We start from the raw sequence: 14,216 nt of genomic DNA, 5'->3' as shown, positions 1-14,216 counted from the left end.
ATTTAATTTTAGTTTGGACAATCACTTGTCGTTGTTGTTACTTTATCTCCGTTAAGCTTAATTTCTTCCGTTCCTCCGTCTGAATTTAGTCTGTATAAATTCGTAGTCTTAATATTCATTTTCTCGCTTAAAAAATTTAAAAAAGCTGCTGCTTGATTGTTTGATTTTAACATTATGTTTTTATATCCTTCTTTAAATCCTTCAATTTGCTGTTGAGTAAAAGTTTTAATTTGATACTGATTTCCTGTAAATCTCATTTCATAACTTCCATTGCTAGTAACCATTACTGCATAAACATCAATTAATGGCCTACCTGCTGTCTGCGCATTAGAAAGCATATCCATAAAATACCCCACATCAGCAGGAGAAAACATTTTTATGCCTTTTCTTGTTTCTTCAACACCTTCATTGTTTGTAAATGTAACATCATCAACATGAGTATGCATATAGCCCATTATATCTTTATTTTGTGTTAAATTTGAGTTAGGTAAACTTAAAGAATTAGAACTGCTGTTAGTGGATGCGTTTTCTTGATATGAATAGCTTCCATCTGCTTTTTGGGTATACCCTGTTTCTTTTTGTTGTCCTGTCTTTCCTTTTAAATCATTAATTTTCTGATTAAATTCGGGGTTATTTTTTTGTTCTTTAATCTTTTCACAAGGATTCTTCGGATCCTGAGGGTTTTGTGTTTGGCTTCCGCCACCTGAGCCTCCATAGGTCTCAGATCCGCCACTCATTCCACTACCATTGCTTCCATAATCTACATAAGGCTGGTAATAATGATTAACAGGTCCAGTAATGTCTCCATAAACATTAATTATGACGGGTAGTATATCTTCTGTTTGCTCAGGCTCTCTACCTCTTGATGCTATTGAAGGTGAATTGTAAACGTTTTGAAAATTTGAAATTATACTCTGTACTTCGGGTGAATTATTTTTCAATACTATAAAATTAACCCAATCTCTTTTGGGATTGACCAATCCTACCAATACTGCATTAACTGAGCCGTCTTTTATGATAGGGTAGGCAATTCCTTTTGTTGTTTCTCCGTAAGTAATACTTCTAAGATTAAAATAGATTTCTCCTACTTCATTCTGGAATTTCTGAGTGAAAACAGGATTATTGTTCATGAATGTCTGAATAATTTCCTTAAATGGCTCATGATAACTGATGTATTCAGAGTTCTTTTGTGTGTGTTTTTGAGAGTCTAGATTGCTCTCAAACCTGCTAAATGCTTCGATTTTTTCTCTTTCAGTTCTTTTCTCTTCTTGAGTAGCTTCATCGGTTCTACACGAATTGAAAAAAACAGCGACACTGTTACTAATAGCAGTAACCGCAAAATAAATTTTTTTTTCATCGATTTGTGATAATTTTTTAAGTTGGCTAATATATAAATATTTTTCATTTGATAACATGTGGTTTTCCCTATGTTTTGAAATATTTTTTCGCAAATTTATATATGTGGAGCGACAAAACGTGCCGTATTGTTTTTAGGATTAGCTTTTCTTTGTTAAAATATTTTTTAAGTCTTTGGACTGTTAGTTTTAGCCCACGCATAAGGCAATAAGAACAAGCAATATAAAGAATAAGGAATGCAAACAGTGTCAAAATAAATGATAGGATCATCTCAAATACTATACTGTTTATATTCAAATGATGGTATACAACCTGTCTGAAACTGCAATGTCATTTTGCTTTTTACTTCAAATATTTAAAACGAAGATTACAATCACTTTAAATATAACCAAAATGAAGGGTAACCCACTCCAAGAAAATATAATTATCACTATCGAAAAATCAAAAATGATGTAAAACGAGCTGTTTTCATTATTGGGACGCTGGTAGTTGCTTTTATTATTCTATATAGTTAATATGGTACTCAATTTAGTTACCTGTTGATTTTTCAAAATAATAACATTCCGTAATTTTTAAGGTTGTGAACGATCATAAAAAGAGTCTGATTTTTGTCGTTTTGGGCATTTGTATCTTTGCAGTATAGTTCTTTGAAAGGGGCTTGAGTTTTGATTGTTGGAAATATGTCAGAAAGTTTCCATAAAGAAAAATCGCAATGCACGATGAATAGGTGCATTACGATTTTAAATAACGGCATCGAAGATTCCGTCGGTTTTCTTATGTATAGAATATTGTAATCAGATATTAGTTAAAACCTTCAATAATCTTAGAGAAATCCTCTAATTTCAAAGCAGCTCCTCCAATAAGACCTCCGTCAATATCTGGCTGAGAGAAAATCTCTTTAGCATTATCAGGCTTTACAGATCCTCCATAAAGGATAGAAATTTCGTCAGCAACTTCCTGTCCATATTTTGCAGCAATGATGCTTCTGATATGTGCATGGATTTCCTGAGCCTGCTCAGGTGTTGCCGTTTCTCCTGTCCCAATAGCCCAAACCGGTTCGTAAGCAATCACTACTTTTTTGATCTCTTCAGCAGAAAGTGTGAAAAGAGCCACTTCAGTCTGATTTTTTACCACATCAAAGTGCTGTCCTGCCTTTCTCTGTTCAAGAGTTTCTCCATTACAGTAAACAGGAATAAGACCTTTATCAAGAGCTAATTTGATTTTTCTGTTACAGTGAGAATCTGTTTCACCGTGGTATTGTCTTCTTTCAGAGTGCCCAATTAAAGATCCGGTTGCATCGATAGATTCTAACATGTCTGCAGAAATTTCTCCCGTGTAAGCTCCACTTTCATGCTCACTCATATCCTGAGAAAATACTCCGATCTCATCCTTTTCAAAGATGTCTTTTGCCATCATTAAATATAATGCTGGTGGTGCAATCCAAACCTCACAGTTCGTAGCATTATTGTTTTTATAGCTTAGTAACTGAATCATCAATTGTTGTGCATCAATTACATTTTTGTTCATTTTCCAGTTTCCTGCAACTATTTTTCTTCTCATAAGATTTATTATATTGATTTATTTACTTTTTTCGCGTTTATAATCCCCAAAGGTTCTTTAGTAAAACATAGAAAGTATGCTCCTCTTCAGTTACTTTATTATCCGCTTTAATAAGCGATTTTGCAAACTGAACAAACTTTATACGTTCATCTTCTGTAGAATCTTCGTGGAAACATCTTGCATGGAATTCAAAATGATCTTTCCATTCTTCAGGCTGTAAAAGAGCAAGGGTCTCAAGCTCATTGTCAAGATTCATTCTGAACGGGAATTCATCTGCCAGGTACTGCTGTACAAGCATTCCCTCCTCAGGAGCAAACTCTCCGTCCACAGAAGAAAGGATCATTGATAAGTGATAACCAGCGATTGATTTATTTGATTTTTGCATGAGTAGTTGTATGTTTAAGTTTAGTGTTTAAATTTGATAATTGATAATTGATAATTGATAATTGATAATTGATAATTGATAATTGATAATTGATAATTGATAATTGATAATTGAGCTATGATTATCCCTTCTATCATTTATAATTCATCATTTATCATTTATCATTTATAATTAATTAACGTAGTCCTTTGCAGGCTGTTTGTCAATGATTTTTCCATTTTCAAGAATCAGTACAAATGGGTTGCTTCTTGCTATTGTTTTGATGGCAGTTCCGTCCATCATTAAATTTTTGATGGTTTTAAAAGTATTGGGTTCTGTAGAAACGCCATAGAGAAGAGCTCCTTTCTGAGTTTTTACTTTCGCTTCTACTTTCTGAAGAAGATCTGCAGGAACATCTTTGGGATGGTAAGAGAACACCAAAATTGCTTTTGGAGCATTAATGATCTCATTGGTAGCGTCCATTCCTGTAGGGTCTTCAATCTTAAATTTCACAATTTCAGACTTGTAACCCTCTTTGGTTAGTACAGATTCATTCTTGCCTTCTTCAATTTTCCATGGAGAACCTTCTGCCCAATATTCTGTTTTTTTGATATAATCATCCTGATTTACTTTTACAACAGCTCCGGTTTTCTGATTTTTCAGAGAATAGAAAGTCTTGTATTCAGAAGGATTTTTTTCGATTTTTACTTTTTCACCTTTAATATCCGTTCCTATTCTGTAATCACGGAAATCTATAATCGGTTCATGCATAATTCCTTGTGCCATCACGTAGATCATTCCCAGTGAAAAGACTGTTAAAAGGATGTATTTGAATGTATTGGAAGGCTCTTTCTCCGTAACTCCATACTCATCTTTTTTGCGGAATTCTTTTCTGTAAAGAACAAATAGTATAATCAATCCTACAAGAAGGACAACATCTTTAAGGAAGCTCTGCCAAGGCGTGAATTTGATAGCATCACCAAAACATCCGCAATCGGTTACTACGTTGAAATACGCTGAATAAAATGTCAGGAATCCAAAGAAAATACACAGGGCAATTAATATGGATAAGGTAAATTTAAGCTTTAATTTAAGCAGCAGCATAAATCCTAGGAAAAGCTCCAGTACCACTACAATGATGGAAAAAAGCAGGGCAAACTTTTCTAAAAACGGCATATTGAAAACCGGAGGGGCAAAATATTCTTCCATTTTGAAAGAAAAACCTACCAGATCCACGGCTTTTACAAAGCCTGAAAGGATAAAAATAACAGCAATAATAAAGCGTAATAAACCTTTGAGCATATTAAATATTTTTGGGTTCGAATTGATTTTCTTGTTCTGAGAACTTAATCAGACAGAAGACTGCATAATTCAGCATATCGAAATAGTTGGCATCAAGACCTTCTGAAACGATTGTTTTCCCCTGATTGTCCTCAATCTGTTTGGTTCGTAATACTTTCTGATAAATAAGATCTGTGATGGAAGAGATTCTCATATCTCTCCAGGCCTCACCATAATCATGATTTTTTCTTTCCATTAAAGCCTTCGCTTCATTGGCATATTTGTCATACAGACCTAAAATTTCTTCTTTATTTTCATTAAAATCATTGGAAAGACCTTTCTCTAGCTGAATAAGTCCAATGATAGAATAGTTTACAATTGCGATAAACTCACCTTCCTCACTCTCATCCACCATTTTTTTATCAGTCATCTGCAGCGTACGGATTCTATTGACCTTGATATAGATCTGATCTGTAATAGAGCTGGGTCTTAAAACCCTCCATGCTGCACCGTAATCCTGTAATTTTTTACCGAAAAGATCACGGCATTCACTGATAATTTTCTCGAACTGTACTGATGTTTTTAGCATAAATTTTCTTAATCTTCCAAATATACGAATTCGGTTTTAGATTTTTGAATATGGGAAGCTGAGTTTGTGATTGAGAGGGTTTGAGAGTGGGAGAGTTTGAGAGTTTTAGGGTTAGAGCGTGTTTGAGGTAAGAATTTCAAGATTCGATTTACCGAGCTTTGTGGGTTTGAGAGTACGAATTGAGCTTCCAGCCTCCAGCTTCATGCTTCCAGCTTACAACCTCTCATTTCCAGATATACGAATTCGGTTTCAGATTTGTGATGTGGGTTTCGAGTTGATGGTTTTAGCATTTGAAGTAAGAGTTTCAAGATTCGATTTACCGAGCTCTGTGGGTTTGAGAGTACGAATTGAGCTTCCAGCCTCCAGCTTCTGGCTTCCAGCTTGCAATTTCTAATTTCCAGCCTCTAAATTCTCATTAAAAACTCACAAATCACTAATTTTGCAGGATATAAAAATCATTCATCAATTATCATTTATCATTCATCAATATAAACTCCATGCTCTCCAACTCCCAAACCCTCCAACCCTCAGACCCTAAAACCTATTCAATCAACTGTAACGGTCGTTTAGTACAACTCGACACTCCAAAGATCATGGGAATCCTCAATCTTACGCCGGATTCTTTCTCTGATGGTGGAAAATTCAATAATGAAAATTTAGCTTTAAAGCATGTGGAAAAACTATTGAATGAAGGTGCTGAAATATTAGATGTCGGTCCTCAGTCTACACGTCCCAACGCTGAATTTTTGAGCGCTGATGAAGAAATAAAACGAATTGGAAATCTTATTTCTCTGATCAAAAAAGAATTTCCAGAAGCCCTGATTTCTCTTGATACTTTTTATGCAGCAACAGTAAAGTTTGGTTTCAATGAAGGAATTGATCTTATCAATGATATCTCAGGCGGTCAGTACGATGCAGAAATGTTTGATACAGCTGCAGAAACGAAACTTCCTTACATTCTGATGCATGTAAATCCTTCCTACAAAACTATGCATGATAAAATAAAGTTCGAAGATATTACGCTGGAAGTGAACCTGTATTTTTCCAAAAAAACAAAAGAACTTTTAGAAAAAGGAGTGAATGACATCATTCTTGATCCTGGTTTTGGGTTCGGAAAAACAGTAGAGGACCAGATGAAAATGATCCACGAAGTTAAATATCTGGGATTTGGAAAATTTCCTCTTTTAATAGGTATTTCCAGAAAATCATTTATCTATAAACCGCTTGGGAAATCTCCTTTGGATATCAATGATGAAACACAGAAACTGCACCTAAAAGTTTTGGAACAGGGCGCAAAGATTCTAAGGGTTCATGATGTGGCTCAGGCAAAGGAAACATTGACTCATTTTTTACGAAAAAAATAAAAAGTGTGAAAAAAACTTGTGAGTAATTAAAAAGTTTATACATTTGCAGTATGAATTTTACGAATCAGAAAAATATTATTGTCATTTCTATTATTGCTGTTGTCATTAACAACAGTAAGGAAACGGCATTTTAAATAGATTTTAATTTAAATTATATATAAAACCGTTTCAAATTATGAAACGGTTTTTTTGTTTTAATTTTTTATAGTAAAAAATATGTATCAGTTATTATCAGTAATTATTATCGTCATTATTATTCCCTTGCGTTTGTGAGAAGGAAGATGTATGACTGTACATATATTGAGCCCTCTCACACTGTGAGAGGGCTTTTTTTATTCCCATTTTTAAAATTTTTTAAACCTTATAACATGTATTACAACGACGACACGATCATCTACTTTGACGGAAAATTTAGGAAAGCCAAAGAAGCCGGAACAGACCTTTACGGACAATCTCTACACTATGGTTACTCTGTTTTTGAAGGAATTAAATCTTACAGCACAGATCACGGACCCAGAATTTTCAAAGCAAAAGAACATTATGAAAGACTGAAAAGATCTGCAGAACTGATGCATATTCCCTTTGATTATTCCGTGAACCAGCTTACAGAGCTTACGTATGAGCTTCTGGATCGTAATGGTTTTACAGATGCTTATATCCGTCCATTGGTTACATGTTCGCCCAATATGTCACTTTCAAAAGGACAAAAATCTTATCTGTCTCTTCTTGCCTGGGAATGGAATAACGGATATCTGGCAGACAAAATGAAAATCATGACTTCCCATTTTCAGCGTCCTAATCCTAAAGCTTTTAAGGTTGAAGCCAAAGTAGGTGGACATTATGTAAACTCGATACTTGCCTGTCAGGATGCCAAAGACAAAGGCTATGATGAAGCATTGGTATTGGATGAGGACGGAAATGTTGCAGAGAGCTCAGGTGCCAATGTTTTCTACGAAAAAGACGGAGTTTTATTTACTCCGGGCAAAGGAAGTATCCTTCCGGGAATCACAAGACAAACGGTTATGGAAATCTGTGATGAACTCAACATTCCTGTGAAAGAAACCTTCTTTAAACCGGAAGAAATGCGTGGTGCTGATGCAGGTTTTTTCTGTGGTACGGCTGCAGAGATTGTTGCCCTGGATTCCCTTGATGATGTTCCTTTTAGCAAAAACTGGGAAGAGACTGCCAGTAAGAAAGTACAGCAAGCTTATTTGAAACGGGTAAGAGTTTTGTCATTGTAAATTTCAAGAGTTTAAATGATTGATTATTAATTAAATATATCTGTTTTTGAAACGATTGGATATTGTAGTTTTCAGGAAATTTGAAAATGAATAAAATATAACAAGCTGTAGTTTTGGGGCAAAATTAAGTAAAGAACTAGATTTTTAAATGATGAAAGAACATCAAATGCATGATAAATATGTTAAATAAATATTCAAAAACATTCACGCAAAACAGTGAACAACCCGCAGCCAAAGCTATGTTATACGGGATAGGATTTACAGAAGAAGATATGCACAAGGCTCAGGTCGGAATTGCCAGTATGGGCTACGACGGGAATACCTGTAATATGCATCTGAATGATCTGGCTAAAATGGTAAAAAAAGGAACATGGGATCATGGATTAGCCGGATTGATTTTTAATACCATTGGGGTAAGTGACGGGATGAGCAATGGAACAGATGGAATGCGCTATTCTCTGGTAAGCCGTGATGTTATTGCAGACAGTATCGAAGCGATCTGCGGCGCACAATACTACGATGGACTGATTGCTCTCCCAGGCTGTGACAAAAACATGCCGGGAACTATTATTGCAATGGGAAGACTCAACAGGCCATCGATCATGGTGTACGGAGGGACTATTGCTCCCGGCTGCTACAAAGGGGAACAGCTCAATATCGTTTCTGCATTCGAAGCGCTGGGTAAAAAGATTGCTGGAGAAATCACAGAGGAAGATTTTGATGGAGTTGTGAAAAATTCCTGTCCAGGTGCCGGAGCATGTGGTGGAATGTATACAGCCAATACCATGGCTTCCGCTATAGAAGCATTAGGAATGAGTCTTCCATATTCTTCTTCCAATCCCGCTTTGAGCAAGGAAAAACATGAAGAATGCCATGAGGCAGGAAAATATCTCAAAGTATTACTGGAAAAGGACATCAAACCTTCAGATATCATGACCCGGAAAGCTTTTGAAAATGCTCTTCGCATGATTGTTATTCTAGGAGGAAGTACCAATGCTGTTTTACATTTTATAGCCATGGCAAAAAGTGTCGGAGTACCTCTTACTCAGGATGACTTCCAGAAGATGAGCGATGTAACTCCGGTATTGGCAGACCTGAAACCTAGCGGAAAATACCTGATGCAGGATTTGTATGAACACGGAGGAATACCATCAGTAATGAAATACCTTTTAAAACAAGGATTATTACATGGTGATTGCCTGACTGTAACCGGAAAAACACTGACTGAAAATTTAGAAAATGTTCCCGATCTGGATTTTAATAAACAGAAAATCATAAAACCTCTGTCAGAACCTGTAAAAGCTACCGGACACCTGAGAATATTATACGGAAACCTTGCAGAGAAAGGAAGTGTAGCCAAAATTACAGGAAAAGAAGGTGAACGCTTTGTAGGAAAAGCCCGTGTATTTGATGGCGAAAAAAATCTTATCAGAGGAATTCAGGATGGAACTGTACAGCATGGTGATGTCATTGTAATCCGCCATGAAGGTCCAAAAGGAGCTCCCGGAATGCCGGAAATGTTGAAACCTACCAGTGCTTTGATAGGAGCTGGTCTGGGAAGCAGCGTTGCCTTGATTACCGATGGAAGATTTAGTGGAGGAACCCACGGATTTGTGGTAGGACACATCACTCCGGAAGCTCACGAAGGAGGTCTGATAGCCTTTGTAAACAATGATGACCTGATTGAAATTGATGCTGTAAACAATACCATACAGCTCAAAGTTTCAGAAGAAGAAATAGAAAGAAGAAAAAAAGGATGGCAAAAACCACCACTTAAAGTACAGAAAGGACTGCTTTATAAATATGCATTAACAGTATCATCAGCCGCAGAAGGCTGTGTAACGGACGAAATCACTCAATAAAAGTATATGGAAAACCTGAATTTATCAACAGAAATACAACTTAGCGGAAGCCGCATTATTCTTGAAGCTTTTCTTCAGGAAGGAGTGAAAACCGTTTTCGGATATCCTGGAGGTGCCATTATTCCTATCTATGACGCTCTTTATGATTATAAAGAAAACCTGAAACACATTCTTGTACGTCACGAGCAGGCAGCAGTACATGCAGCACAGGGTCTGGCAAGAGTATCGGGAGAAGTGGGTGTCGTTCTGGCTACCAGCGGTCCCGGAGCAACCAATCTTGTGACAGGACTGGCAGATGCTTTATTGGATAATACACCTTTGGTATGCATTACGGGACAGGTTTTTGAACACCTTCTCGGAACGGATGCTTTTCAGGAAATAGATGTAATGAACGTCACTAGCCCGGTCACCAAATGGAATTATCAGGTGACTGATGCGAATGAACTTCCCGAAGTACTGGCAAAAGCATTTTACATTGCAAAATCAGGTCGTCCCGGCCCTGTATTGATAGATGTTAGCAAAAATGCCCAGCTCCAGTGTGTTGATTATAAAGGATATTCACCATGTCATTCATTGAGAAGCTATAAACCAGATCCTGATCCATGTAAGGAAAGCATAGGAAAAGCTGCAGAATTGATCAATAATGCAGAAAGACCATTTGTCATTGCAGGACAGGGAATTATGCTGGGTAAAGCTGAAAAAGAATTTTTGCAGTTTGCTGAAAAATCAGGAATTCCGGTAGCATGGACTGTTCTGGGAATGAGTGCCATTCCTACTCATCATCCTCAAGCTGTAGGCATGGTGGGAATGCACGGAAATTATGGCCCCAATATATTAACCAACGAATGTGATGTTCTTATTGCGATCGGAATGAGATTCGATGACCGCGTAACCGGAAGACTGGATCAGTATGCAAAGCAGGCAAAAATTATTCACTTTGATATTGATAACGCAGAGATCAATAAAAATGTGAAAGTTGATGTTCCGGTTCTTGGAAACTGCAAACATACGCTTCCTCTTCTTACGGAAAGGATCATGAAAAGAGAGCATCATGACTGGCATGATCGGTTTAAAAAATGTCATGAAGTGGAAAGTATCAATCTTATCAATACTGAGCTTTACCCTGAAGAAGGAGAGATCACAATGGGAGAAGTTATCCGTCACCTGAATGAGATGACAGACGGTGAGGCAGTTATTGTAACGGATGTGGGACAGCATCAGATGGCAACATGCCGCTATTCTCATTTTAAACATTCCCGAACGAATGTCACAAGCGGAGGACTGGGAACAATGGGGTTTTGTCTTCCCGCAGCAATCGGAGCATCATATGCAGGGACCAACCGTCCTGTGATTGCGGTGATGGGAGATGGCGGGGCTCAGATGAATATTCAGGAACTTGGAACCATTATGCAGTATCATCCTGAGGTTAAAATTTTAATTCTTAATAATTGCTATCTGGGAATGGTAAGGCAGTGGCAGGAATTGTTTCACGAAGAAAGATATTCTTCAGTAGACATTCAGAGTCCTGATTTTGTTCAGGTTGCCAAAGGTTACAATATATCAGGGAATAAAGTATCTGAGAGAGAAGATTTGCAATGGGCTCTCCGTGAAATGCTCGATCACAAAGGCTCTTTCCTTCTTGAAGTCATGACAGGAAAAGAACACAATGTATTTCCGATGATTCCACAGGGGAAAAGTGTTTCGGAGATTGTATTAAATAATAAAACTCAAAAATAAAAAAGATGAAAACAGATCATAAAGAATATACCATTACTGCGTATACAGAAGATTACTTAGGATTGATCAGCCGGATCAATGCTATTTTTTCAAGAAGAAGAATTTCTATGGTGACCTTCAATGTAGGGCCTTCCGAAATAGAAAAAGTAAAAAAGTTTGTCATTGTGATCAGAGAAACGGAAGATTCTGTTCAGAAGATCAGCAGACAAATGGAAAAACAGGTAGATGTTCTGGAAGTACATTATCATAGAAATCCATACCTGACGGCTGTAGAATATGCAAGCTAAACACAAAAATTAAACATCATAATCAATAATTATAAAATCAAAAAAAATGGCAAAATTGAATTTTGGAGGAGTAGAGGAGAACGTAGTAACAAGAGAAGAATTTCCGTTGGAAAAAGCTCAGGAAGTATTAAAAAATGAAGTCGTAGCAGTGATCGGATATGGAGTACAGGGCCCCGGACAGGCTTTAAATCAAAAAGATAACGGAATTAATGTCATTGTAGGACAGAGAAAAAACTCCAAATCATGGGATAAAGCAGTAGCAGACGGATTTGTACCGGGAGAAACCTTATTTGAAATTGAAGAAGCTTTAGAAAAAGGAACTATTATCTGCTATCTTCTGAGTGATGCTGCACAGATTGAGTACTGGCCAAAAGTAAAACAACATCTTACCCCAGGAAAAGCATTATATTTTTCTCATGGTTTCGGAATTACTTTCAGTGAGCGTACAGGAATTGTTCCTCCTGCCGATGTAGATGTATTTCTGGTAGCACCTAAAGGTTCAGGAACTTCATTGAGAAGGATGTTTCTGCAGGACAGAGGTTTGAACAGTAGTTTTGCCGTATATCAGGATGCTACAGGAAAAGCCAGAGAAAGAGTAACAGCATTAGGGATTGCGATAGGAAGCGGATATCTGTTCGAAACCGACTTTAAAAAAGAAGTATACAGTGACCTTGCCGGAGAGCGTGGAACATTGATGGGTGCTGTACAGGGAATATTTGCCGCTCAATATGATGTATTGAGAAAAAACGGACACAGCCCTTCAGAAGCATTCAATGAAACCGTAGAAGAATTGACTCAGTCATTAATGCCTTTAGTGGCAGAAAACGGAATGGACTGGATGTACGCCAACTGTAGTACCACAGCTCAGAGAGGGGCTCTGGATTGGTGGAAGCGTTTCAGAGATGCCACTTCACCTTTGTTCGAAGAACTGTATGACAATGTAGCTAAAGGAAACGAAGCTCAACGTTCCATAGACAGCAACAGTAAACCTGATTATCGTGAAAAATTAGAATTAGAGCTTACTGAGCTAAGAGAAAGTGAAATGTGGAAAGCGGGTAAGACGGTGCGAAGTCTGAGACCTGAAAACAATTAATAACTGAACAGATGATGAAAGAGGAAGTAAGTTCCTCCGTTTTAGAGAATGTCTATAAAGCGGAGGAGCGATTAAAAAATGTAGTAGTAAAAACACCTTTGGCTGTCAATAATAATTTGTCAGCCATTTATGAAGCGAACATCAGTTTTAAAAGAGAAGACCTTCAGAGAGTAAGATCCTATAAAATAAGAGGAGCGTATAATAAGATGGCAACGATGTCTGAGGAAGAACTCTCCAAAGGAGTAGTGTGTGCCAGTGCCGGAAATCATGCGCAGGGAGTAGCGTTTGCATGTCAGAAAATGAAGGTGAAAGGAACTATTTTTATGCCTTTGCCAACCCCCGGACAAAAACTTGAACAGGTAAAAATGTTCGGTGGAGAATACATAGATGTGATTCTCTACGGAGATACTTTTGATGATGCTAAAGATGCTGCGATGAGGTTTTGTAAAGACCATAACAGTGTATTTATTCATCCTTTTGATGATCCGGCCATTATTGAAGGGCAGGCGACAACTGCGCTCGAGATTCTGGAGCAGACAGAAGGCAGTGTTGATTATCTTTTTGTTCCGATTGGCGGCGGCGGATTAGCTGCAGGAATCTGTACGGTGTTTCAACATTTGTCTCCCCAAACAAAGATCATTGGGGTAGAGCCTTCCGCTGCTGCAAGTATGAAAAAAGCTTTAGAAAAAGGAAGACCTATTCTCCTTGAAAAGATAAGCCGTTTTGTAGATGGGGCAGCAGTACAACAAGTGGGAGATCTCACTTTTGAACGCTGTAAAAATATCCTGTATGATATGGCTACTGTAGATGAAGGACTGGTCTGTGAAACCATATTGTCGTTATACAATAAAGACGCTATCGTGGTAGAACCTGCGGGAGCCCTTTCAGTGGCTGTACTGGAAAAATACAGAGAGGAAATAAAAGGTAAAAATGTAGTGTGTATTATCAGCGGAAGCAATAATGACATTACCCGTATGGAAGAGATCAAAGAGAAAGCACTACTGCATGCAGGATTAAAGCATTATTTTCTGGTCAGATTTCCACAGCGCCCCGGGGCATTGAAAACTTTTGTAATGGATGTTCTCGGTCCTGATGACGATATTACTTATTTCGAGTATACTCAGAAAAACTCAAAAGAAAAAGGAATAGCAGTCGTAGGAATTGCTCTGAAACAAAACAAAGACTTTACCCCTTTGATTGATAAGATGAAGCAGCATGATTTTTTTGTCAACTATCTGAACAATGATCCTTCTCTGATGAATCTTCTTATTTAAAAGGAATGTTTATTAAACACAGAAATTTTCTTTTATCGACCATATTAATGACATAAGAAACTGCAGCGTTAAAAAAAATGAATTCTGAGAACGTTAAAAAAACTCTACTGTCTGAGTGCGGGACATAATATGATTCTAAACATACATTGCTACCGCACGAGTTTTAGAGTTTTTAGAGAACAGATTTCATTTTTAGCGGAAGTTTCTA

12 protein-coding genes are annotated in these 14,216 nt (G+C 37.3%); 7 read left to right on the top strand and 5 right to left on the bottom strand.

Features of this window, described 5'->3' with window-relative positions; all coding sequences use genetic code 11:
* Positions 1 to 8 precede the first annotated feature (8 nt).
* The 5 genes from ACWPWS_RS10560 to ACWPWS_RS10540 all read right to left on the bottom strand — a co-directional run bounded on the left by ACWPWS_RS10560 (position 9) and on the right by ACWPWS_RS10540 (position 5,150).
* Positions 9 to 1,415: a hypothetical protein gene (locus ACWPWS_RS10560; protein ID WP_454046454.1), complete on the bottom strand. Its 1,407-nt coding sequence runs from the start codon at positions 1,413 to 1,415 to the stop codon at positions 9 to 11.
* Between the two features lie 742 nt (positions 1,416 to 2,157).
* Positions 2,158 to 2,916, bottom strand: coding sequence for a triose-phosphate isomerase (gene tpiA / locus ACWPWS_RS10555; protein WP_209785478.1), 759 nt, complete (start codon positions 2,914 to 2,916; stop codon positions 2,158 to 2,160).
* Between the two features lie 37 nt (positions 2,917 to 2,953).
* Positions 2,954 to 3,301, bottom strand: coding sequence for a TerB family tellurite resistance protein (locus ACWPWS_RS10550; protein ID WP_105683966.1), 348 nt, complete (start codon positions 3,299 to 3,301; stop codon positions 2,954 to 2,956).
* Positions 3,302 to 3,472: 171 nt separating this feature from the next.
* On the bottom strand, positions 3,473 to 4,582 hold the full coding sequence (locus ACWPWS_RS10545; protein ID WP_454046453.1) for a BT_3928 family protein: 1,110 nt from the start codon (positions 4,580 to 4,582) through the stop codon (positions 3,473 to 3,475).
* Between the two features lies 1 nt (position 4,583).
* The gene (locus ACWPWS_RS10540; protein ID WP_209785475.1) at positions 4,584 to 5,150 is read right to left on the bottom strand and encodes a DUF1599 domain-containing protein; all 567 of its coding nucleotides are present in this window, start codon (positions 5,148 to 5,150) and stop codon (positions 4,584 to 4,586) included.
* A gap of 497 nt (positions 5,151 to 5,647) precedes the next feature.
* Here ACWPWS_RS10540 and folP point away from each other — a divergent pair, with 497 nt between their 5' ends.
* The 7 genes from folP (at position 5,648) to ilvA (ending at position 14,008) form a co-directional block, all read left to right on the top strand.
* A complete protein-coding gene (gene folP / locus ACWPWS_RS10535) occupies positions 5,648 to 6,514 on the top strand; it encodes a dihydropteroate synthase (RefSeq protein ID WP_454046452.1) in 867 nt (288 codons plus the stop codon).
* Positions 6,515 to 6,882: 368 nt separating this feature from the next.
* Entirely contained in the window at positions 6,883 to 7,755 is an 873-nt protein-coding gene (gene ilvE / locus ACWPWS_RS10530; protein WP_454046451.1) for a branched-chain-amino-acid transaminase, read from the top strand.
* A 179-nt stretch (positions 7,756 to 7,934) separates the two neighbouring features.
* Positions 7,935 to 9,617: a dihydroxy-acid dehydratase gene (ilvD, locus tag ACWPWS_RS10525; RefSeq protein WP_454046450.1), complete on the top strand. Its 1,683-nt coding sequence runs from the start codon at positions 7,935 to 7,937 to the stop codon at positions 9,615 to 9,617.
* A 6-nt stretch (positions 9,618 to 9,623) separates the two neighbouring features.
* Positions 9,624 to 11,354: a biosynthetic-type acetolactate synthase large subunit gene (ilvB, locus tag ACWPWS_RS10520; RefSeq protein ID WP_454046449.1), complete on the top strand. Its 1,731-nt coding sequence runs from the start codon at positions 9,624 to 9,626 to the stop codon at positions 11,352 to 11,354.
* Positions 11,355 to 11,359: 5 nt separating this feature from the next.
* Positions 11,360 to 11,641 (top strand): ACT domain-containing protein, encoded by a 282-nt coding sequence (locus ACWPWS_RS10515; RefSeq protein ID WP_062671248.1) that lies wholly within the window; start codon positions 11,360 to 11,362, stop codon positions 11,639 to 11,641.
* Positions 11,642 to 11,687: 46 nt separating this feature from the next.
* On the top strand, positions 11,688 to 12,734 hold the full coding sequence (ilvC, locus tag ACWPWS_RS10510; RefSeq protein ID WP_105683973.1) for a ketol-acid reductoisomerase: 1,047 nt from the start codon (positions 11,688 to 11,690) through the stop codon (positions 12,732 to 12,734).
* An 11-nt stretch (positions 12,735 to 12,745) separates the two neighbouring features.
* Complete coding sequence (gene ilvA, locus ACWPWS_RS10505) at positions 12,746 to 14,008, top strand: threonine ammonia-lyase (protein WP_454046448.1); 1,263 nt, start codon at positions 12,746 to 12,748, stop codon at positions 14,006 to 14,008.
* Positions 14,009 to 14,216: the final 208 nt, after the last annotated feature.

The organism is Chryseobacterium sp. Marseille-Q8038 (assembly GCF_965111995.1).
Note: the sequence above shows the minus strand (reverse complement) of the source record. Positions and strands in the feature narration are given on the sequence as shown.